The sequence below is a fragment of the Halomonas sp. Y3 genome, assembly GCF_024137965.1.
Taxonomy (GTDB): domain Bacteria; phylum Pseudomonadota; class Gammaproteobacteria; order Pseudomonadales; family Halomonadaceae; genus Halomonas; species Halomonas mongoliensis.
Window position 1 is genome coordinate 2,150,239 of the sequence record NZ_CP099975.1, and the last position, 20,668, is coordinate 2,170,906.

The following is a 20,668-nucleotide window of genomic DNA, read 5'->3' on the forward strand; positions in this document are numbered from 1 at the left end:
ACGCCGTCATGCAGCCCGTGGTCTTCGCGGGCATGGCGGCGTTGATCGGCGTGATCACCCTGCAGATCGTCTCGCGGGTCTTTTTCACCGCCGTGGGCTGGACCGAGGAGGTCGCCCGCTTCCTGCTGGTGTGGATCACCTTCCTCGCCGCCACCCTGGCCTTCCAGCGCGGGCGCCATATCGCCGTGACCTTCGTGGTGGACGCCCTGCCGCTGCGCCTGCGTCAGCTTGCGCGCATCGCCGCGGTGCTGGTGACGCTGGGCTTCATGGTGGCGCTGGTGGTGATCGGCCATCGCTACATGCAGGTGCAGAGCTTCCAGAAGTCGGCCTCGCTGCGCCTATCCATGACTTATGTCTACGCCGTCATCCCGCTCTCGGCGGCGATCATGACCTGGTACGCCCTGGTCGACCTGCTGGAGCTGCTGATCCAGGGGCCGGATGCCGCCCGGGACGATGACAAGGGTGGCAGCGGCACTGCCGAGGAGCCTCTCCCATGACCGGTGTGCTGTTTCTTCTGTTCCTCGTCTTCATGCTGCTGGGGGTCCCCATCGCCCTGGCCATCGGCGCCAGCACCCTGCTGGCCTTGAATGCCCAGGGCGTGCCCCTGATGGTGGTCACCCAGCAGATGTTCCAGGGCATCAACTCCTTCGCCCTGGTGGCGGTGCCCATGTTCATCCTCGCCGGCGACCTGATGGCCCAGGGCAAGGTGAGCGAAAAGTTGGTCGACTTCGCCGATGCCCTCTTCGGCTTTCTGAAGGGCGGACTCTCCCTAGTCTCGGTGGGCGCCGGCATGTTCTTCGCCGCCATCTCCGGCTCCGGCGCCGCTACCACCGCCGCGGTGGGCTCGAGCCTGGTGCCGGAGCTGCGCAAGAAGGGCTACGACCCGGCCTCGGCGGCCAGCCTGATCGCCGCCAGCGGCACCATCGGCGTGGTGATTCCGCCCTCGGTGCCGATGATCATCTACGCAGTGATCGCCCAGCAGTCGGTCTCCAAGCTGTTCCTGAGCGGCATCGTGCCGGGTATCGCCATGGGGCTGGGGCTCGGCGCCATCGCCATCGTCCAGGCCTACCGGCGCAACTACCCGCGGGGCACCGAGCTCTCGCTGGCCACCATCTGGCGCACCTTCCTGAGCGCCAGCTGGGGGCTGATGACCCCAGTGATCATCCTGGGCGGCATCTTCTCGGGTATCTTCACGCCCAGCGAGGCGGCGGTAGTAGCGGTCAACTACGCCCTGCTGGTGTCGCTGTTCGTCTACCGCGACCTCAGCCTTGCCGACGTCTACCGCATCCTGATCCGCTCGGCGATCACCACCTCGGTGATCATGCTGGTGATCGCCACCTCGGCGGTACTGAGCTGGACCCTCTCCAGCTGGCAGGTGCCCGGCGCCATCGCCAGTGCGGTACTCTCCCTCTCCACCGACCCGCTAGTGATCATGCTGCTGGTGGTGGCGGTGATCCTGCTCACCGGGGTCTTCATCGAGACGGCCAGCGCTCTGATCATCCTCACCCCTGTGCTCCTGCCCCTGGTGACCCAGCTCGGCATCGATCCGATCCACTTCGGCATCATCATCGTGATGGGGCTCGCCATCGGCATGATCACCCCGCCGGTAGCGATCAACCTCTACGTGGCCTCCTCAGTGACCCAGCTTCCGCTGGAGCGTATCACCCGAGCGATCCTCCCCTACTTGGTAGGGCTGATCACGGTGCTGCTGCTGGTGGTCTACGTGCCGATACTCGCGGGCTGGTCCGGCGCCTGAGCGGCGCCTAACCCAGCACCTTGCCGGGATTGAGCAGCCCCTTGGGATCGAGGGCCTGCTTGAGCAGGCGCATGGTAGCGATCTCCTCCTCGCTGCGACTGAAGTGCAGGTAGTCACGCTTCTCCAGGCCGATGCCGTGCTCGGCGGAGACGGAGCCGCCGATCTCGGCCAGGGGCGCATAGACCAGCTGCTCCACCGCCCGCCGGCACTCGGCGGCGGCGTCGCGCACGGTCACCATGATATGCAGGTTGCCGTCCCCCAGGTGGCCGAAGGCGACCAGCCGCGCGACCCCGGGAAAGGCCTCGGCCAGGCGCTGCTCGAGCCCCTCCACATAAGTCTCCATGGCGGGAATCGGCAGACTGATATCGAAGGAGAACATCGGCTTCAGGGTGCGCACCAGCGCCTCGATGTCCTCGCGGATCGCCCAGATCGCCTGGCGCTGGGCCTCGGAGCTTGCCAGCACCGCGTCGGTGATCAGCTCCGCCTCGAAGGCCTCCTCCAGCAGCGCCTGGAACTGCTCGGCGTCGCGCTCGGTATCCATGCCCTGGCTCTCGAGGATGGCGTAGAAGGGCGAATCGGTGGCCAGCGGCGGGGTGTGGGCGCCGCTCTCCTCGGTCATCAGCCGGTAGTGGCTGTTCCAGAGCGCCTCGAAGGCGCTCAGCCCGATGCGCCGGGGCGCCAGGTTGAGCAGCCTGGTCAAGGCCTCGAAGGAGGGCACCGACACCAGGGCGCACTGCTCGCTGGGCAGGGCCGGCTGCAGGCGCAGCACGGCGCGGGTGACGATGCCGAGCGTCCCCTCGCTGCCGATGAAGAGCTGCTTGAGGTCGTAACCGGCGTTGTTCTTGAGCATGGTATTCATGGAGCTGATGACGCGACCGTCGGCCAGCACCGCCTCGAGTCCCAGCACCTGCTGGCGCATCATGCCGTAGCGGATCACCCGGATGCCGCCGGCATTGGTGGCGATATTGCCGCCAATGGTGCAGGAGCCCCGGGCGCCCAGGTCGACGGGGAACTGCATGCCGATCTCGACGGCGGCCTCCTGGACCCGCTGCAGCGGGACCCCGGCCTGAGCGGTGAGGGTGCCGCCCACCGGGTCGACCGCCTCGATCGCCGTCATGCGCTCCAGGGAGACGGCCAGCTCGTTGGGCGCCGCCACGGCCCCGTGGACCACGCCGGTGAGCCCGCCATGGGTCACCACCGGCTGACCGGCCGCGTGGCAGAGCGCCATGACGCGACTGAGCTGCTCGGTATTGGCGGGACGCACGATCGCCGCGGCCTCGCAGGGAGAGTGAGTGAACCAGTCGGCGTTGCGCTGGCGCACGGCTTCACCGGTCAGGAGGTGGTCGCGGCCGACGATCTCGGCGATGTGGTCAAGCAGCTGCTGCATGGTCGGGCTCCCGGGGAGAAGGTAAAGGCACCATTCTCTCCCATTCCCCCTTCCCAGGGCGATAGCGTCTGGGTAAGGTCGACAGGCCCGGGCCCCCGGGCACCCGACTCCACCACAAGATGCCACCAAGGATGCCGCATGCTCGCCAAGCGCTCGACCCTGCTGACCACCCTGCTGTTCGGCCCTCTGCTGCTCACCGGCTGCACCACCTACACCTTTCCCGACGGTAGCCAGGAGACCCTGTGGGGCGTCCCCGCCGAGGACGAGACCCTGACCCGGGAGGAGCGCCAGCAGCAGGCGCCCCGCTATCGGGTGCCCGGGGAGATACCGGAGCGCGAAGCGGCGCCGGCGGAGTGAGTCACGGCCGAACGAAGAGCACGCTGAGGTTGTTGGCGGGCATCTCGGCGACGCGCTGGAGGGCCAGGCCGTGGCGCTCGGCCTCGGCGGCGACCGCCTCCAGGTCGCGCACGCCCCAGCGCGGATCGCGTCGCCTCAGGTCGGCGTCGAAGGCGGCGTTGCTCGCAGAGGTATGCGCGCCGCCCCGTCGATAGGGGCCGTAGAGGTAGAGGACGCCTCCCGGCACCAGGCGCTCCCCGGCGCGGGCCATCAGCGCCTCGGCCACCGCCCAGGGCGAGATATGGATCAGGTTGATGGCGACGACGGCATCGAAGGGGCCCTGCGGCCAGTCGCCGGGAGCGGTGACATCGAGGCGTATCGGCGCGGCCAGGTTGGGCAGCGCCGCCGCTTCCCGCCAGGCGGCGATGGAGGCCAGGGCCGGCTCGGCAGGGTCGCTGGGCTGCCACTGCCAGCCGGGCATGGCGGTGGCGAAGGCCAGGGCGTGCTCCCCGCTACCGCTGGCAAGTTCCAGCACCCGGGCCCGCTCGGGCAGCCGCTGCTTCAGCACCTCGAGAATCGGCCGGCAGTTGCGGGCCACGGCGGGGCTCTGTCGACGAAGATCGTGCATGGGCTCTCCCTATTTCCGATTCTTGCGCCCGCCGGGCTTGCCGGGCGTCGGCTTGCCCCGGGCTCCCGGTGCGCCGGACCTGGCCTGGCGAGTCCCCGGCTTGCCCGAACGGCTCGCCTTGCCGGCAGAGGCCCCTTTGCCCGCCGCGGCCCCTTTTCCCGCCGCCCCCCCTTTACCCGCCGCGGCACTCTTGCCGCCGCGGGCCTTCTCGGCGCCACCCTTGCGCGCCTGGGCCTTGCCGCCGGCCGTCTTGCCACCCGCACTTCTGCCAGCGGCCGCCTTGCCGCCCTCACTTCTGCCGGCGGCAGGCTTGCCCCCGGCCCCCTGGCGTGAGCCACCGCGGGGCTTTGCGGCCGCCTTGCCAGGCCCCGCTCTGCTCCCCTGGCGCCGCGCCTTGCGTCGACCGTCGCCTCCCGCCTCGGAGGAGGAGCCCTCGGTCATGGCGAGGATGGTCGACACCTCGGCGGGCGTCAGGTCCCGCCAGTCGCCCTCGGCGAGCCCCTTGAGGGTGACGTTCATGATCCGCAGCCGCTCCAGCTTGACCACCTCGTAGCCGAACACCTCGCACATGCGGCGAATCTGGCGATTCAGCCCCTGGACCAGGGTGATATTGAAGACGAAGCGGGACTCCTTGACCACCGGGCACTTCTTCGTCACTTCGCCCAGGATCGGCACGCCGCCCCCCATGCCCTGGATGAAGTCGTCGGTGATCGGCTTGTTGACGGTGACCCGGTACTCCTTCTCGTGCTGGTTGCTCGCCCGCAGGATGCGGTTGACCAGGTCGCCGTTGTTGGTCAGGAAGATAAGCCCCTGGGAGTCCTTGTCGAGCCGCCCGATGGGGAAGATCCGCGTACCGTGGCCGACGAAATCGACGATATTGGCCTTCTCGCTCGGCTCGGTGGTGCTGACGATGCCCACCGGCTTGTTGAGGGCGATGAACACCAGGTCCTCGTCCTCCAGGGCCAGGGGCTCGATGACCTGGCCGTTGACCTTGACCACGCTGCCCGGATAGACCTGATCGCCGGGGGTGGCGCGGCGGCCGTCGATCCGGACATTGCCCTGCTCGATATAGCGGTCCGCCTCGCGCCGGGAGCAGATACCGCTCTCGCTGATGTACTTGTTGATGCGCTTGGAGAGGGTCTGGGCCATGGGACGCGTCCGGAACGTGAAATGGGTGGTGCCGAGGGGATACGGCGTGCTGGCGGGCAGTGTAAGGGCTGGTCCGCCCGACGGCCAGCCGGTCCGGGGTCTCAACCCGCGCCGCAGCACTGCTTGAGCTTGCGCCCGCTGCCGCAGGGGCAGGGGTCGTTGCGGCCCGGCTTGAGCCGCGACACCGACGGCGTACCGTCCAGGTAGGCCCAGCGGCCCGCCTCGCGTCGAAAGCGCGACGCCTCCTCCAGCACGCCGAAGCGGCGTCCCTCCCGGAAGACGGCCCGGAAGTGCACCCGCCCCTCGTCACCCTGCTCGCCGCTCTCCAGCACTTCCAGGCGCAGCCAGCGGGTGGCATCGTCCGGCGCCAGCTCGGCGGGGCGGGTCGCGGAGTGCCAGCTGGCCAGCAGGTAATCGGCAAGGCCCAGGGCGAAGGCGCTGTAGCGTGAACGCATCAGGGCCTCCGGGCTGGGGGCAGGCTCGCCGGCGTGGTAGCGGGCACAGCACTGGGCCAGTGGGATGCCGCTGCCGCAGGGGCAGCGATCGGCGCGGTGGGGCATGACAACTCCTGTACAGGTCGCGCTAAGATGAACGCTCATGTCCAACTATTGGAGAGTCCCATGATACCCCTGAACGCCCCCGCCCTGCCCGCCACTCTGACGCTGGAGGACCTGGCCCGCCGCCTGGATCCCGCAGCGCTGCCGCTGGTGGAAGTCCACTCCCTCGACATGGGCTACTATCTGGTGCGCCTTCACCATGCCGGCGGTGATAGCCGCCTGGTGGACGGAAACGGCGAGACCCGCCGCTTCACCGGCACCCAGTGGATCAGCCGCGCCCTGGCGCCGCTGGGCCTGACCCACGGCATCCTGACCTGGGCCGAGGTGACCGACGAGATGGTCGGCCTGCCCCCGTCGGCCCCGATGGATCGCGACGCCCGCCTCGCCCACGGCACCCGTATCGCCTTCAGAACCCAGGGGTAGCGAAGAGTTGGCGGCGGTTCTTGCCCTGGATCACTGCACTACAACATGCTGTATGCTAGTTCTCTGGAAGTACCCGCCCACCAGCGCCGGAGGTAGAGGATGACCGACCCAAAACGCAGCGAGACCACCGCCTGGCACGCCCTGGCCGCCGACGAGGCTCTCGAGCGCCTCGACAGCTCGACCGATGGGCTTGCCGCCAGCGACGCCGAGCGGCGCCTCAAGGAGTATGGCCCCAACGAGCTCAAGCAGGCGGAGGCACGGCCCTGGTGGAAGCGGCTGCTGGAGCAGTTCAACAATATCCTGATGCTGGTGCTGATCGTGGCGGCCATCGCCAGCCTCGCCCTGGGCCACACCCTGGATGCCGGGGCGATCTTCGGGGTGGTGCTGATCATCGCCCTGATCGGCTTCATCCAGGAGGGCAAGGCGGAGCAGGCCCTGGAGAGCATCCGCCAGATGCTCTCCCCCCAGGCCAGCGTGCTGCGTGACGGCAAGCGCCAGACCATTCCCGCCGAGGAACTGGTGCCCGGTGATATCGTGCTGGTGGAGAGCGGCGACCGGGTGCCGGCGGACCTGCGCCTGCTGGAGGCGCGGCGCTTTCGCACCGAGGAGGCGTCGCTGACCGGCGAGTCCACCCCGGTGGACAAGAACACCGAGGCGACCGCGGAGGACGCCGACCTGGGCGACCGCACCAGCATGGCCTTTGCCAGCACCATCGTGGTCCAGGGCAACGCCCGAGGCCTGGTGGTGGAAACCGCCGCCAACACCGAGATCGGCCGCATCTCGGAGATGCTGCGCGGGGTGGAGCAGCTCAAGACCCCGCTGCTGCGCCAGATCGACCGCGCCGGCCAGGTGCTGGCCGTCTGCATCCTGGCCGCCGCGGCGCTGACCGGCGCCTTCGGCATGCTGATCCACGGCCAGCCCCTGGGCGACATGTTCATGGCCGCGGTGGGCCTGGCGGTGGCAGCCATTCCGGAAGGCCTGCCGGCCATCGTCACCATCGGCTTGGCTCTGGGCGTGCAGGTCATGGCGAAGAAGAACGCCATCATCCGCCGCCTGCCGGCGGTGGAGACCCTGGGCTCCATCTCCACCATCTTCTCCGACAAGACCGGCACTCTTACCCGCAACGAGATGACCGCCCAGGCGATCTGGCTGCCCGAGGGAGAAGTGCGCATCGAAGGCATCGGCTTCGCCCCGGAGGGCAGCTTCCACCGGGTGAGTAACGGCGAAGCGGAAAAGGCGGCTCTGGACCTGGACGAGCACCATGCCCTGCGCCACTTCCTCAAGGTGGGGGTGCTCTGCAACGACGCCGAGCTCGCCGATGATAAGGGCCGCTGGAAGATCCAGGGCGACCCCACCGAAGGTGCGCTGGTGGTCGCCGCGGCCAAGGCGGGGCTGACCACCGAGGCGCTGCGCGGCGACCACGGCCGCCAGGACGCCATTCCCTTCGAGTCCGAACGCAAGTACATGGCCACCCTGCATGAGGTGGAGGACGAGCAGCTGCTGCTGGTAAAAGGCGCGCCGGACCGCCTGCTGGAGATGTGCCAACGGGTGCGCGACGGTGACGGGGAGAGCGAGCTCGACGTGGCGCTCTGGGAAGAGCGGATTCACGACCTCTCGTCCCGAGGGCTGCGGGTGCTGGCCCTGGCCGAGAAGCGGGTGAAGGATGTCCACGAGCTGACCGACGACCAAGCCGAGCAGGAGCTGGTGCTGCTGGGCCTGGTGGGGCTGCTCGACCCGCCCCGGGACGAGGCCATCGAAGCGGTCAAGGAGTGCCTGGCCGCGGGTATCCGCCCGGTGATGATCACCGGCGACCACGCGGTCACCGCCCTGGCGATCGCGAAACAGCTCGGCTTTGCCCACACCGAGCGCGCCATCACCGGCCGCGAGGTGGAGGCGATGTCCGATGCCGAGCTGGAGGAGGTGATCCTGGAGGTGGACGTCTTCGCCCGCGCCGCGCCGGAGCACAAGCTGCGCCTGGTGAAGGCGATGCAGGCGCGAGGCGGCATCTGCGCCATGACCGGCGACGGGGTCAATGACGGCCCGGCGCTCAAGCGCGCCGACGTCGGCGTGGCCATGGGGATCCAGGGCACCGAGGCCGCCAAGGAGGCCGCCGAGATGGTGCTCGCCGATGACAACTTCGCCACCATCGTCGGCGCCATCCGCGAGGGCCGCAAGGTCTACGACAATATCCGCAAGACCATCACCTTCATCCTGCCCACCAACGGCGGCCAGGGCATGGCGATCATGCTCGCCGTGCTGGCCGGCTCCACCCTGCCGGTGACCCCGCTCCAGGCGCTGTGGGTCAACATGGTGGTGGCCGTGACCCTGGGCCTGGCGCTCGCCTTCGAGAACGCCGAGCAGGACATCATGACCCGCAGGCCCCGGGACCCCAGCGCCTCGCTGCTCGACCTCTTCCTGCTGTGGCGGGTGGTGTTCGTCTCGCTGCTGCTGCTGGCCGGCGTGTTCGGCATGTTCAGCTGGATCCAGGCCCAGGGAGGCAGCGTGGAGCTTGCCCGCACCGCCGCGGTCAACATGCTGGTGATGGGCTGCGCCGCCTACCTGATCAACAGCCGCTACCTGCTGCGCAGCACGCTGTCTGCCGAGGGCATCTTCGGCAGCCGCCCGGTGTGGGGCTCCATCGGCACCATCGTGGTGCTGCAGCTGGCCTGGACCTACCTGCCCTTCATGCAGCTGATCTTCGCCAGCGAGGGGCTGGCGCTGAGCCACTGGGTCGTGATCCTGGCCGGCAGCCTGGCGATCTATCTGATCGTCGAGGGCGAGAAGCACGTGCTGCGGGCGCGCGGCGTGAGCAGCCAGCCCACCGCCAGCGGCGGCCATAGTGGCCACTCCGAGCCCGAGGCGCCCTGATGCCCGGCCGCCTGGCCCGGCGCTTTCTGCCGCTGGCCCTGCTCTGGTGGGCCATCAGCGGCGGCGGCAGCGCCTGGGCCTGGGGGGTGCCCGCCATTCTGATCGCGGCTCTGGCAATGCCGCAGAGCGGAGCCTCACGGCTGCGCCCCCTGGCGCTGCTGGCCTTCCTGCCGGTCGCCCTCTGGCTCGCCCTGCGCGGTGGCCTGCAGGTGGCGGCCCTGGCCTGCCGGCCGCGGCCGCGCCTGGAGAGCCGCGTCATCGACCACCCCTGGCACTGCCTGCCCGAGGGGCCGGGGCGCCTGCTGATGGCCAGCCTGGTCAATCTGATCCCCGGCACCCTGACGCTGCGCCTGACGCCTGATAGACTCCGGGTGCATGTCCTCAAGCCGAATACCGACACTCCCGCGGAGCTCGTTCGGCTGGAAACCCGCGTGGCTCGCCTCTATCGCCATGGCAACGCCGGTGGCGAAAACGAGAGCCGTGGCGAAAACGAGAACCGTGGCGAAAACGAGGAGAAGGAGCTCCGCTGATGTTTCATGCGGCCATCGCCGCCCTGCTGCTGCTCAACCTCGGCGTGGCCCTGTGGCGGCTGCGACGGGGCCCCACCAGCGCCGACCGCATGCTCGCCGCCGAGCTTGTCAGCGCCTCGGCCATCGCCGTGCTGCTGCTGCTCGCCGCGGGCCTCGCCCAGCCCGCCCTGGTAGATGTGGCGCTGCTCGTCGCCCTGCTGGCCGCCGTGGCCACCGCCAACTTCGTGACCCGTACCTGGACACTGCTCCATGAGGAGAGCGGCAGCCGCGAGGAGGCGGGGCGTGACTGAGTGGCTCCACCCGCTGGGCTACGCTCTGATCGCTGCCGGCACGGGGTTCTTCGTGGCCGGCAACCTCGGCCTGATCCGCTTTCCCGATCTCTATGCCCGTCTGCACGCCCTGACCAAGGCCGACAACCTCGGCCTTGGGCTGATCTGCCTAGGGCTCGCCTGCCAGGCACCGAGCCTGGCCGCCGCTGCCAAGTTCCTGCTGGTCTGGGCCCTGATGCTGGTGGCCTCAAGCATCGGCGCCACCCTGATCGCTTCCACCGCCCTGGCCTGCGGCCTCAGACCCCGGCAGCAGCGCCCCGGAAGCATGGAAGACGACGAGCGGGAGGATACGCCGTGAGCGCCCTGGCGCTGGCCTTCGACCTGCTGCTCGTCGCGGCCCTGCTCTGGCTGGCCTGGCAGGCGCTCTTCGATGCCCATCGTTTCTCCGCGGTCGCCCACTTCATGGTCTTCGGCCTGGTGATGTCGCTCGCCTGGGTGCGACTCGACGCCCTGGATATCGCCCTGGCCGAGGCGGCCATCGGCGCCGGCGTCACCGGGGCTCTGCTGCTCGCCGCCCTGGGCCGTCTGCCCGCCAAGGCGGGCCACGCCCCGGCCTGGCGCCGCGCCCAGCGCCCGCTGGTCTGGGCCGCCGTGGCCACGGTCGTGAGCGCCACGCTGGCACTGGCCTGGGTCGCCTGGCAGCTGCCGCGACCGGGGCTCGCCGGCCCGGTGGCCGAGGTGCTGCCCCACAGCGGCGTGGACCACGCCGTCACCGCCGTGCTGCTCAACCTGCGCGCCTGGGACACCCTGCTCGAGATCACCGTGATGCTGGCCGCCGTCTGCCTGGTCTGGTCCCTCGGGCCGGCGCTCTCCCCCTACGCGCCCGCCACCGCCCTGCCCGGCCTGCCGGCCCTGACCCGGCTGCTGCATCCGCTCTTTGTGCTGGTGCCCGCCTACCTGCTGTGGCGAGGCAGCCACGCTCCGGGGGGCGCCTTCCCTGCCGGCGCGGTGCTGGGCGCCGGCGGCGTACTGATGGTGCTCGCCGGCGCCGTGCACTGGGTGCACGATGCTCGCCGCCAGCCGCTGCTGCGCCTGCTGCTGGCGGCAGGCGTGCTGCTGTTTCTTGCCGTGGGCCTCGCCGGCCTGGGTCTGGCGGGCACTTTCCTGGCCCTGCCGGACGCCCTGGCCGGGCCGCTGATTCTCGCCGTGGAAGTGGCCGCGGCGCTCTCCATCGCCCTGATGCTGATGGCCTTCTACCTCTACGGGGAGCCCGGCCGATGAGCGCGCTCTACCTGCTGCTGGCGGCGGCGCTCGCCGGCATGGCGCTGGTCGGCCTCTTTCGCGCCGCCGACCTGCTGCGCCGGGTGCTGGCGCTCAACGTGCTGGCCAGCGCCATCTTCCTGCTGCTGGTGGCCCTGGCCCGCACCACCGAGGGTATCGATCCCCTGCCCCACGCCATGGTGCTCACCGGCATCGTGGTGGCGGTCAGCACCACCGCCGCCGTGCTGGCGCTGACGGTGCAGGCCCAGGAGCGGCGTCGCCACCGCGAGGAGGAGCCGTGACGCCGGAGGACCTCCTGCTGCCCCTGCTGGTGGTACTGCCGCTGGCACTCGCAATGAGCGCCTTTCTTGGCGCGCTACCGGTGCGATCTCAGGTGGTCATCGCCCTGGGCGGGCTGACCCTGACCGGCGCCGGGCTGGCCGCTACCCTCGAAACGCTCGATAGCGAGCTCTGGCTGGGCGGCTGGGCCCCACCGCTGGGCATCGCCTGGGGGTTCGACGCCCCCGCCGCGGCCCTGATCGCCATGGTCGGTGCGCTGATGGCACTGGCCAGCCTGGCGCTGGCGGCGGAGCCGAGCCATCACGATGACCGCTACCTCTGGAGCCTCTGGTGGCTGCTCTGGGCGGCCCTCAACGCCCTGCTGCTCTCTGGCGATCTCTTCAACCTCTATGTCACCCTGGAGCTGCTGGCGCTCGCCGCGGTGGGGCTGGTCAGCCGCTCCCGGGACGACCCCTTTCACGTGGCCGCCCTGCGCTACCTGATGGCCTCGCTGCTGGCGTCGCTGCTCTATCTGCTCGGGGTGGCGCTGCTCTACGGCCAGACCGGCCGGCTGGATCTGGCGCTGGTGGCCGCCACCCTCGAGGATGGCCCGGCGGCCCGGCTGGCGGCGCTTGCCATCACCCTGGGGCTGATGATCAAGGCGGCCATGGTGCCCCTGCACGGCTGGCTGCCGGCGGCCCACTCCCGGGCCCTGGCTCCGGTCAGCGCCCTGCTCTCCGGCGCCGTGGTGGCAGCGGCCCTGATGGTGCTGTGGCGGCTCTGGCTCGGCCCCTTCGCCGAGCTCGGCAGCCTGATGCGCCAGGCGCTGGCCGGGCTTGGCGCCCTGGCGCTGATGTGGGGTGGCCTCCAGGCCCTGCTGCAGAGCCGCCTCAAGCTGGTGATCGCCTGGTCGACCCTCTCCCAGAGCGGCTATGCCCTGATGCTGCCGGCGCTCGCCGGCAGCGACGCCTGGCAGGGCATCGGTGCCTGGGGCGCGCTCTGGCTGCTGGTGGCCCACGGCCTGGCCAAGGGCGGGCTCTTCCTGGCCGCCGGCGCCCTGAAGCACCGCCATGGCCACGACCGCCTGGCGGGACTGGCCGGCAGCGCTCGCCGCCAGCCGCTCGCCTGGGCGGTGATCGCCATCGGCGGGCTCTCCCTGGTGGGCATTCCGCCAAGCGGCGGCTTCGTCGGCAAGTGGTGGCTGCTGCGCGCCGCCCTGGAGGCGGAGCTCTGGCCCCTGGCCGGGGTGATGCTCACCGGCACTCTGCTCACCGCCGCCTGGCTGTGGCGGATTCTGTCGATTGCCCTGGCGCCGGCCGAGGGGCCGACGGCGCACGGCGCCGGCGGCTCCCGGGAGCCCGACACGCTGCCGGCCCTGGCGCTCGGGGCGCTGGCCTGGCTGACGGGACTGGCGGCTCTGGCAGGCGCCGCCGGCCTGACCCTGGCGGCGCCGAGCCTCGACGCCGCCCGGCTGCCCTGGCTGCTGCCGGCGCTGCTGCTCTGGCCCCTGGTACTGCTCACTTCCCGTTCGACCACGCCAGCCGGCCGGGCCACCGGCTCCCCCCCGGGGCTCACGGCGCTGCTGATCTTCACCGCCGCGGCGCATCTTGTCACTCTCACCGCCGGCGACCTGCTCCTCTTCTACCTGGGCACCGCCTGGCTGGGTCTGGCCGGCTGGGGGCTGGTCTGGCTGGGCGGCAGCCCGGGGGCTCGGAGCGCCGCCGCCGTTTACCTGGCCATGATGCTGATCGCCGAGGTGAGCCTGCTGCTGGGCCTGACCCTGGCCTGGCAGGCCTCGCCGTCGCTGGCCTTTGCCGACCTGGCCGAGGCGGAGCTGCCGGGCGTGGCCCTGGCGGCGCTGGGACTGGGGCTTGCCATCAAGGCGGGGGCCATCGGCGTCCATGGCTGGCTGCCGCTGGCCCATCCGGTAGCGCCGCCGGTGGCCAGCGCCGTGCTCTCGGGACTGATGATCAAGGTGGGGCTGCTGGGGGCTGTACTGCTGCTGGGCGACGGCGCCGCGGGCGCCGGGGGGCTTCTGGTAGCGGCAGGCCTGGCCGGCGCCCTCTATGGCGCCGGCCGCGGCCTGGCTCAGACCGGACCCAAGCCGCTGCTGGCGTGGTCCAGCGTCAGCCAGATGGGCCTAGCCACGGCGCTGCTGGGCCTGCACCTGCTGGGCAGCCCCGCCGCCCTGCCGGCCCTGCTGGGGCTGGTGGCCGCCCACGCCCTGGCCAAGGCGGCGCTCTTTATCGGCGCAGGACTGTTCATGCGCTCAGGGCCGTTCATGCGCTCAGGGCTGTTCATGCGCTCAGGGCTGTTCATGCGCTCAGGGCTGTTCGCCCGCAGCGCAAGCGGGCGCGCCCTGCTGCTGGGCGCCCTGGCGCTGCCCGCCCTGACCCTGGCGGGGCTGCCGCCCTCAAGCGGCCTGGCGGTGAAAGCGGGCATGGAGACGGCGCTGAACGAGGCGTCGCTGGCCGCCTGGCCGGTGACCCTGAGCGGGGTGATGACGAGCCTGGTGATGCTCCGGCTGGGCTGGCTGCTATGGCGACTCGAGCCCCGCGCGGAAGGCAGCGCGATGCCGACCTGGCTGGCGGCATCGCTCTGGGGGCTGGGCGCGCTGGCGGCCCTGCTGCCCTGGGTCTGGTCCGGCGTCCCGCTGGCCTATCTGGCCGCGCCGGAGGCCTGGCTCAAGGCGCTGATGCCAGCCCTGCTGGCCGTGGCGCTGGGTATGGCATTGAGAGTCGCCACTCCGCTGCAGCGGCGACTGACGACACTGGGCTGGCGCCGTGAGGTGCGCGCCAGGGCACGCCGCATGGGTGCAAGGCGCGGGACACGCCGCTGGCGCTGGAGGCTGCGCCGCGCCGACGCCTGGCTGATGCCCTGGCCCGCCTTCGGCGTCTGCCTGGGACTCACCGCCCTGCTGCTGGGGCTGGCCGGGCTGGCGTAGGCGCACGGCCGCCGGCCCGGCTCAGCCGCGCCGCTTGGTGCGCGCGGTGGCCTCGGCGGTGGTAGGGTCTTCCGGCCAGGGGTGCTTGGGGTAGCGGCCGCGCATCTCCTTGCGCACCTCCGCGTAGCCATTGGCCCAGAAGCTCGCCAGGTCGGCGGTGACCTGCAGCGGGCGGCGCGCCGGCGAGAGCAGGTGCAGCAGCACCGCCTCGCGGCCGTCGGCGACGCGCGGCGAGGCCTGCCAGCCGAAGCACTCCTGCAGCTTCACCGCCAGCACCGGCGGCTTGCCCTCGAGGCAGGGCGCATAGTCCACCCGGTGGCTGGCGCCGCTGGGCACCGCCAGGCGCAGCGGCGCCAGCGAATCGAGCCGCGAGCGCAAAGGCCAGTCGAGGGTATCGAGCAGCAGGCGCGCCAGGAGCAGGCGCTCCACGGCGTCGAGGCGAGTGATGCCCTCCAGATGGGGCTCCAGCCAGGTCTCCAGGGTCTCCAGCAGCGCCGCCTCCGAGACATCGGGCCACTCATCGCCCAGCGTGCGGCGCAGCAGCGCCAACCGGCCGCGAAGCTGGGTCAGGGCGTCGTCCCGTGGCAGCCCCCGGCGGCGCAGCGCCTCGAGCAGCGCCGACCTCACCGCCTCGGCCGGCGGCTTGGCCAGGGGCTTTCGCGCCAGCACCACCGCCCCCAGGCCGCGCACCTGCTCGCCGAGCAAACGGCCTTCGGCGTCGGACCACTCGAGGCTCGCCCGCCACTGGCCGCACTCGGGGTAGAGCGCCTCCAGCCGCTCGCGGCCCAGCGCCACGGCGCGAAAAATCCGCGCCCCGCTCGCCTCGCCGTCGAGCTCCACCGCCACCAGCAGCTCGGCATGGGCCAGGGGGTGGGTCTCGGGCAGGGTCGCCAGCCCCCCGCTAGACAGGCGAAAGCGGCCCGGGGCATCCAGGCGCTGGGCGATGCGCTCCGGATAGGCCAGCGCCAGCAGCTCCCCCAGCGGCGAGAGGCTCGTGACCTCCAGCGATGCCCCAGCAATGCGCGCCAACCGTTCGGCGTCCCGCTGCCACTGGCGGTGCTCCCGGGGCGCCTTGAGCCGCGACTGCAGGGCCCGCTCCAAATCCCGCTCGTCGTCCAGGCCGCGCCCTTCGAGCAGCGCCACCAGGACGCAGGCGAGCGGCAGCGCATCGAGCGTTCGGGCGCGCTCCAGCATGGCCGCCAGGCGCGGGTGGGTGGGCCAGCGCCCCGCTCGCCGTCCCAGCTCGGTAAGGTGATGCTCGGTATCCAGCAGCTCCAGGCGCCGAAGCAGCTCGCGCCCGGCACAGAGCGCCCCAGCGGGGGGCGGGGTGACCCAGGCGAGGCGACCCGGGTCGGTGACGCCCCAGCGCGCCAGTTCGAAGGCCAGCGGGGCGAGATCGGCCTGGCGCATCTCCGGCTCGCCATGGGGGATAAGCGGCTGCTCCTCGGCCCACAGCCGCAGGCAGAGGCCGGGACCCTGGCGGCCGGCGCGGCCCCGGCGCTGGTCGGCGCTGGCGCGGTTGACGCGACGCGTCGCCAGCCGGGTCAGGCCGCTTCGCGGCTGGAAGACCGGCACCCGCTCCAGGCCTGCGTCCACCACCAGGCGCACGCCGTCCACGGTGACGCTGGACTCGGCGATGGCGGTGGCGAGCACGACGCGGCGGCGCCCTTCGGGGTCGGGGCGCAGGGCGCGGCGCTGGTCTTCCAGGGGTAGGCGGCCGTGGAGCTCCATGACGGCAAGCTCGGGCGACCGGTGCGAGAGCTCCCGGGCCAGGCGGCGGATCTCCGCCACCCCGGGTAGGATCACCAGGGCATCGCCCGCCTGCTGCCCCATGGCGTCGAGCAGCGCCCGGGCCTGCTGGGGGGCGGCCTCCTCCCGGGCAGTGAGGGCGCGGTAGCGGGTCTCGACCGGAAAGGTGCGCCCCGGGCAGTCGATCACCGGGGTGCCCTCGCCCAGCACGCCGAGCAGGGCCTCGACGTCCAGGGTCGCCGACATCACCAGCAGACGCAGGTCGTCGCGCACCGACTGGGCGTCCAGGGCCAGCGCCAGGCCGAGATCCGCCTCCAGGCTGCGCTCGTGAAACTCGTCGAAGAGGATGCCGGCCACCCCCTCCAGCAGCGGGTCCTCCTGGAGCATGCGGGTGAGCACCCCCTGGGTGACCACCTCGAGGCGGGTGTGCGGGCCAGCACGGCTCTCGCCGCGCATCCGGTAGCCGACGGTTTCCCCCACGCGCTCACCCAAGGTATCTGCCATAAAGCCGGCGGCAAGCCGTGCCGCCACCCGCCGCGGCTCCAGCAGCAGCAGCCGACCCTCGGCGGCCCAGGGGGCCTCGAGCAGCGCCAGGGGCACCCGGGTGGTCTTGCCGGCGCCGGGCTCGGCCACCAGCAGCGCGCGCGAGTGTGCCGCCAGGGCGGCCTGGATGGCGTCGAGCCGCGCCTCGATGGGCAGGCCGGCTGTCATCGAACTGTCACCTGACTTCATATACGATTCGCCATATATGCTCGTTCTCCACTTCCCCTGATACCCAAGGAGCCTTCCCATGGCGATACGCATCGGCATCAATGGCTTCGGCCGCATCGGCCGCCTGGCGCTGCGCGCCGGCTGGACGAACCCGGACCTCGCGTTCGTGCAGATCAACGACCCGGGCGGCGACGCCGCCACCTTCGCCCACCTGCTGCAGTTCGACTCAGTGCACGGCCAGTGGACCGGCGGCGGCGATGATATCACGGCGGACGACTCCTCCCTGACCGTGGCCGGCCGGCGCATCGCGTTCAGTGCCAACCGCGAGATCGAGGCCACCGACTGGTCCCGCTGCGACCTGGTGATCGAGGCCTCCGGCAAGATGAAGACCACCGACAGGCTCCAGGCCTACCTGGACCAGGGGGTCAAGCGCGTAGTGGTGAGCGCCCCGGTGAAGGACGAAGGTGCGCTCAACCTGGTAGTGGGGGTCAACGACCACCTCTTCGACCCGGCCCGGCACCGCATCGTCACGGCGGCCAGCTGCACCACCAACTGCCTGGCGCCGGTGGTCAAGGTGATCCACGAGAACCTCGGCATCCGCCACGGCTCCATGACCACCATCCACGACATTACCAATACGCAGACGATTCTAGATGCCCCCCACAAGGACCTCAGACGCGCCCGGGCCTGCGGCATGAGCCTGATACCGACGACCACCGGCTCGGCGAAGGCGATCACCGCCATCTTCCCGGAGCTCGAAGGCAAGCTCAACGGCCACGCCGTGCGCGTGCCGCTTGCCAACGCCTCGCTCACCGATATGGTCTTCGAGGTCGCCCGCGAGACCACCGAGGAGGAGGTCAACGCCCTGCTGAAGGAGGCCGCCGAGGGCGAGCTCGCCGGCATCCTCGGCTACGAGGAACGCCCGCTGGTCTCCATCGACTATCGCACCGACCCGCGCAGCGCCATCGTCGATGCCCTCTCCACCATGGTGGTGGCCGGCACCCAGGTGAAGCTCTACGCCTGGTACGACAACGAGTATGGCTACGCCTGCCGCACCGCGGAACTGGCCGCCAAGGTGGGGATGGCGGACGCATGATCGCCCGCGTCGCCGCCCTGCCCCGGGAGATCCGCCAGTACCTGCTGGTCACCGGCAACTACTGGGCCTTCACCCTCACCGACGGCGCCCTGCGCATGCTGGTGGTGCTCTACTTCTACGGGCTCGGCTACTCGGCCCTGGAAGTGGCGCTGCTGTTCCTCTTCTACGAGTTCTTCGGGGTGGTGACCAACCTGGTGGGGGGCTGGCTGGGGGCGCGACTGGGACTCAACCGCACCATGAACCTGGGGCTCGGCCTGCAGGTGGTGGCGCTTGCCATGCTGCTGGTGCCGGTGGCCTGGCTCTCGGTGCCCTGGGTGATGGCCGCCCAGGCGCTCTCGGGCATCGCCAAGGACCTCAACAAGATGAGCGCCAAGAGCGCCATCAAGACCCTGGTGCCCCAGGGGACGGAGGGCCATGAGGCGCTCTACCGCTGGGTGGCGCTGCTCACCGGCTCCAAGAACGCGCTCAAGGGCGTGGGCTTCTTCCTGGGGGGCCTGCTGCTGACCCTGATCGGCTTCCAGGGGGCGATACTCGCCATGGCGGTGATGCTCACCGGGGTGCTGGCGCTGTCGCTCATGCGCCTCGACGGCGACCTGGGCCGGGCCAAGGCCAAGCCGAAGTTTCGCGAGATGCTCTCCAAGAGCCGCGCCATCAATATCCTCTCGGCGGCGCGGATGTGCCTCTTCGGCGCCCGGGACGTCTGGTTCGTGGTCGCCCTGCCGGTCTTTCTGGCCACCCAGTTCGGCTGGGACAGCTGGCGGGTGGGGGGCTTCCTGGCCCTCTGGGTGATCGGCTACGGGGCGGTGCAGGCGGTCGCCCCCAGGATCACCGGGCGCACGGCGGGCCGCGGCGCCGCCATCGCCTGGGCCGCGGCGCTTACCGCCCTGCCGGCGCTGATCGCCCTGGGTCTTGAAGGACAGCTACTGGCGGCGCAGCCGCAGATGGTGCTGCTCGGGGGGCTGATGCTGTTCGGCGCGGTCTTCGCGGTGAACTCCAGCCTGCACAGCTTCCTGATCGTGCGCATGGCGCGCTCGGACGGGGTCTCGCTGGACGTGGGCTTCTACTACATGGCCAACGCCATGGGGCGGCTGATCGGCACCCTGCTCTCCGGCTGGCTCTACCTCGCCGGCGGCCTCACCGCCACGCTGTGGGTGTCGAGTGCGATGCTCGCGGCAACGGTGGCGATCAGCCTGGCGCTGCCGAAGGAGGAATGAGCCCAGACAAAACGCCTTGCGTCATATAACGCCTTGCGTTATTTTTCATCAAAAGCTTTGTATGCACCGACCATGATCGCTTCCTTCAAGGACAAGCAGACTGCCCTGGTTGCTCAGGGCCGGGTCGCGAAACGCCTCCCGCATGACATGCAGCGCAATGCATTGAAGAAGCTGCGCCAGCTCGGTGCCGCTGCCACGCTTGACGACCTTCGCATTCCACCCGGCAATCGCCTCGAGGCACTGCAGGGGGACCGAGCCGGCCAGCACAGTATCCGGATCAATGCCCAATGGCGAATCTGCTTTCGTTTCGAAGACGGCAACGCCTGGGATGTGGAGATCGTCGACTATCACTGAATCACTGAGGAGGCCGCCATGACGCAACCCAACGAGCGCCTGCCCAACGTGCATCCTGGTGAGATCCTGCTGGAGGACTTCATCGAGCCACTGGGTCTGACCAAGAACGGGCTAGCCAGCGCCATCGGCGTACCGGCCACGCGAATCGGCGAAATCACACGCGGCAAGCGCGCCATCACGGCCGATACCGACCTGCGCCTCTCCCGCTTTTTCGGCACCAGCGAGGGCTACTGGCTGCGGCTGCAGAACGCCTACGACCTGGAGGAAGCCCGCCGCAAGGGCGACTTCCGCGGTATCAAGCCTCGCGCGGCGTGACCCCGCACCCCTTGAGGATTACCCGGGTGAGGAAGGCGGTGATCTGTTCGACATCGGCGTCGCTGAGCTCCCCCTTGCCGGTGATGCCGAGCACCTGAGCCTCGAAGTCGGCATAGTGCTGGGTGGCGGACCAGATCAGGAAAATCAGCCAGACCGGCTCCACCGGATCCATCAGGCCGCGCTCGGCCCACTGGCGGAAGATCCTCGCCCGCTCCTCCACCCAGCCGCGCAGCTCGCCGCTCAGGTACTCCTGCAGGAAGGGGGCGCCGGCGAGGATCTCGGCGGCGAAGAGCCGCGAGCCCTCCGGATGGCGCCGGGAGAGCGCCATCTTGCTGCGGATGAACGCCTCCAGCACCTCGGCGGGGTCATCGTCCACCGAGATATCGTCCAGGAGCGCATTCCAGCGCGCCATCATCCGCTCCAGCAGGCGCACATAGAGCCCGCGCTTGCTGCCCACGTAGTAGAGCACGTTGGACTTGGGCAGCCCCGCCGCCTCGGCAATGGCCTGAACGCTGGCGCCGCGGTAGCCGTGAGCGGCGAAGATCTTCTCTGCCGCGGCGAGGATCTCACGCTCGTTGCGCTCGCGGGTCGCGCCGCCGGCTTCCCCCCTCTCTCGCGCACGGCGTATCGCCGCCGGACTCGCGACTTCTGTCATCTACCGGTTCCCTGTGCCAGTGGTCTCAGCCGAGAGTGCCGCACTGCGGCGGTGCATGCAACGGCGGCAGGGCTTTCCCAGGGCTATCGCAGTAACCGGTGCCGCGTCAGCGAAAGGCGCCTTGCGCCTCCCACGCTTGCAAAGTCGGCCAGCGTTGGCCATGCTGAAAACAACCTGACCAGATGGTC

The 20,668-nt window shown here is 70.6% G+C and carries 21 protein-coding genes; 15 read left to right on the plus strand and 6 right to left on the minus strand.

The window, feature by feature from the left end:
- Positions 1 to 8: 8 nt before the first annotated feature.
- Together NHL60_RS10290 and NHL60_RS10295 are read left to right on the plus strand one after the other, a co-directional pair.
- Positions 9 to 497 (plus strand): TRAP transporter small permease, encoded by a 489-nt coding sequence (locus NHL60_RS10290; RefSeq protein ID WP_253452128.1) that lies wholly within the window; start codon positions 9 to 11, stop codon positions 495 to 497.
- Positions 494 to 1,756 (plus strand): TRAP transporter large permease, encoded by a 1,263-nt coding sequence (locus NHL60_RS10295; RefSeq protein ID WP_253442970.1) that lies wholly within the window; start codon positions 494 to 496, stop codon positions 1,754 to 1,756. Before NHL60_RS10290 ends, NHL60_RS10295 begins: the two co-directional genes overlap by 4 nt.
- A gap of 7 nt (positions 1,757 to 1,763) precedes the next feature.
- Here NHL60_RS10295 and NHL60_RS10300 read toward each other — a convergent pair whose 3' ends face one another.
- Positions 1,764 to 3,143: an FAD-binding oxidoreductase gene (locus tag NHL60_RS10300; RefSeq protein ID WP_253442972.1), complete on the minus strand. Its 1,380-nt coding sequence runs from the start codon at positions 3,141 to 3,143 to the stop codon at positions 1,764 to 1,766.
- Between the two features lie 138 nt (positions 3,144 to 3,281).
- On the opposite strand from NHL60_RS10300, the gene NHL60_RS10305 reads away from it, so the two are divergent.
- Positions 3,282 to 3,500: a hypothetical protein gene (locus NHL60_RS10305; RefSeq protein WP_253442974.1), complete on the plus strand. Its 219-nt coding sequence runs from the start codon at positions 3,282 to 3,284 to the stop codon at positions 3,498 to 3,500.
- Position 3,501: 1 nt separating this feature from the next.
- On the opposite strand, the gene NHL60_RS10310 is transcribed toward NHL60_RS10305, so the two are convergent.
- The 3 genes from NHL60_RS10310 to NHL60_RS10320 all read right to left on the minus strand — a co-directional run bounded on the left by NHL60_RS10310 (position 3,502) and on the right by NHL60_RS10320 (position 5,816).
- A complete protein-coding gene (locus NHL60_RS10310; RefSeq protein WP_253442976.1) occupies positions 3,502 to 4,107 on the minus strand; it encodes a DUF938 domain-containing protein in 606 nt (201 codons plus the stop codon).
- A 9-nt stretch (positions 4,108 to 4,116) separates the two neighbouring features.
- Entirely contained in the window at positions 4,117 to 5,256 is a 1,140-nt protein-coding gene (gene rluF / locus NHL60_RS10315) for a 23S rRNA pseudouridine(2604) synthase RluF (protein ID WP_253442986.1), read from the minus strand.
- 101 nt (positions 5,257 to 5,357) lie between these two features.
- On the minus strand, positions 5,358 to 5,816 hold the full coding sequence (locus tag NHL60_RS10320) for a YchJ family protein (RefSeq protein ID WP_253442988.1): 459 nt from the start codon (positions 5,814 to 5,816) through the stop codon (positions 5,358 to 5,360).
- A gap of 60 nt (positions 5,817 to 5,876) precedes the next feature.
- Between NHL60_RS10320 and NHL60_RS10325 the strand changes: the two genes are divergently transcribed.
- From NHL60_RS10325 to NHL60_RS10360, 8 genes are all read left to right on the plus strand, one after another.
- Positions 5,877 to 6,236, plus strand: coding sequence for a DUF6482 family protein (locus NHL60_RS10325; protein WP_253442990.1), 360 nt, complete (start codon positions 5,877 to 5,879; stop codon positions 6,234 to 6,236).
- A 99-nt stretch (positions 6,237 to 6,335) separates the two neighbouring features.
- Positions 6,336 to 9,104: a cation-transporting P-type ATPase gene (locus tag NHL60_RS10330; protein WP_253442992.1), complete on the plus strand. Its 2,769-nt coding sequence runs from the start codon at positions 6,336 to 6,338 to the stop codon at positions 9,102 to 9,104.
- Positions 9,104 to 9,634, plus strand: coding sequence for a Na+/H+ antiporter subunit E (locus NHL60_RS10335; protein WP_253442996.1), 531 nt, complete (start codon positions 9,104 to 9,106; stop codon positions 9,632 to 9,634). Before NHL60_RS10330 ends, NHL60_RS10335 begins: the two co-directional genes overlap by 1 nt.
- The gene (locus NHL60_RS10340; protein WP_253442997.1) at positions 9,634 to 9,924 is read left to right on the plus strand and encodes a monovalent cation/H+ antiporter complex subunit F; all 291 of its coding nucleotides are present in this window, start codon (positions 9,634 to 9,636) and stop codon (positions 9,922 to 9,924) included. Before NHL60_RS10335 ends, NHL60_RS10340 begins: the two co-directional genes overlap by 1 nt.
- Positions 9,917 to 10,261 (plus strand): monovalent cation/H(+) antiporter subunit G, encoded by a 345-nt coding sequence (gene mnhG / locus NHL60_RS10345; protein WP_253442999.1) that lies wholly within the window; start codon positions 9,917 to 9,919, stop codon positions 10,259 to 10,261. Before NHL60_RS10340 ends, mnhG begins: the two co-directional genes overlap by 8 nt.
- The gene (locus NHL60_RS10350) at positions 10,258 to 11,184 is read left to right on the plus strand and encodes a hydrogenase subunit MbhD domain-containing protein (protein WP_253443001.1); all 927 of its coding nucleotides are present in this window, start codon (positions 10,258 to 10,260) and stop codon (positions 11,182 to 11,184) included. Before mnhG ends, NHL60_RS10350 begins: the two co-directional genes overlap by 4 nt.
- Positions 11,181 to 11,465 carry an NADH-quinone oxidoreductase subunit K gene (locus tag NHL60_RS10355; protein WP_253443003.1) on the plus strand — a complete coding sequence of 95 codons (285 nt, stop codon included), beginning with the start codon at positions 11,181 to 11,183 and terminating at the stop codon, positions 11,463 to 11,465. The genes NHL60_RS10350 and NHL60_RS10355 overlap by 4 nt, the downstream gene beginning before the upstream one ends.
- Positions 11,462 to 14,386 carry a proton-conducting transporter membrane subunit gene (locus tag NHL60_RS10360; RefSeq protein WP_253443005.1) on the plus strand — a complete coding sequence of 975 codons (2,925 nt, stop codon included), beginning with the start codon at positions 11,462 to 11,464 and terminating at the stop codon, positions 14,384 to 14,386. The genes NHL60_RS10355 and NHL60_RS10360 overlap by 4 nt, the downstream gene beginning before the upstream one ends.
- A 21-nt stretch (positions 14,387 to 14,407) precedes the next feature.
- On the opposite strand, the gene hrpB is transcribed toward NHL60_RS10360, so the two are convergent.
- Positions 14,408 to 16,846 carry an ATP-dependent helicase HrpB gene (gene hrpB / locus NHL60_RS10365; protein ID WP_253443007.1) on the minus strand — a complete coding sequence of 813 codons (2,439 nt, stop codon included), beginning with the start codon at positions 16,844 to 16,846 and terminating at the stop codon, positions 14,408 to 14,410.
- 79 nt (positions 16,847 to 16,925) lie between these two features.
- Between hrpB and NHL60_RS10370 the strand changes: the two genes are divergently transcribed.
- The 4 genes from NHL60_RS10370 to NHL60_RS10385 all read left to right on the plus strand — a co-directional run bounded on the left by NHL60_RS10370 (position 16,926) and on the right by NHL60_RS10385 (position 19,825).
- Entirely contained in the window at positions 16,926 to 17,942 is a 1,017-nt protein-coding gene (locus tag NHL60_RS10370; RefSeq protein ID WP_253443008.1) for an ArsJ-associated glyceraldehyde-3-phosphate dehydrogenase, read from the plus strand.
- Complete coding sequence (gene arsJ, locus NHL60_RS10375) at positions 17,939 to 19,156, plus strand: organoarsenical effux MFS transporter ArsJ (RefSeq protein WP_253443010.1); 1,218 nt, start codon at positions 17,939 to 17,941, stop codon at positions 19,154 to 19,156. The genes NHL60_RS10370 and arsJ overlap by 4 nt, the downstream gene beginning before the upstream one ends.
- A 72-nt stretch (positions 19,157 to 19,228) precedes the next feature.
- Positions 19,229 to 19,510, plus strand: coding sequence for a type II toxin-antitoxin system RelE/ParE family toxin (locus tag NHL60_RS10380; RefSeq protein WP_253443012.1), 282 nt, complete (start codon positions 19,229 to 19,231; stop codon positions 19,508 to 19,510).
- An 18-nt stretch (positions 19,511 to 19,528) separates the two neighbouring features.
- Positions 19,529 to 19,825 (plus strand): HigA family addiction module antitoxin, encoded by a 297-nt coding sequence (locus NHL60_RS10385; RefSeq protein ID WP_253443014.1) that lies wholly within the window; start codon positions 19,529 to 19,531, stop codon positions 19,823 to 19,825.
- Here the strand turns inward: NHL60_RS10385 and NHL60_RS10390 are convergent.
- Positions 19,806 to 20,480: a TetR/AcrR family transcriptional regulator gene (locus NHL60_RS10390; RefSeq protein WP_253443016.1), complete on the minus strand. Its 675-nt coding sequence runs from the start codon at positions 20,478 to 20,480 to the stop codon at positions 19,806 to 19,808. The two genes, NHL60_RS10385 and NHL60_RS10390, sit on opposite strands and share 20 nt — an antisense overlap.
- Positions 20,481 to 20,668 lie beyond the last annotated feature (188 nt).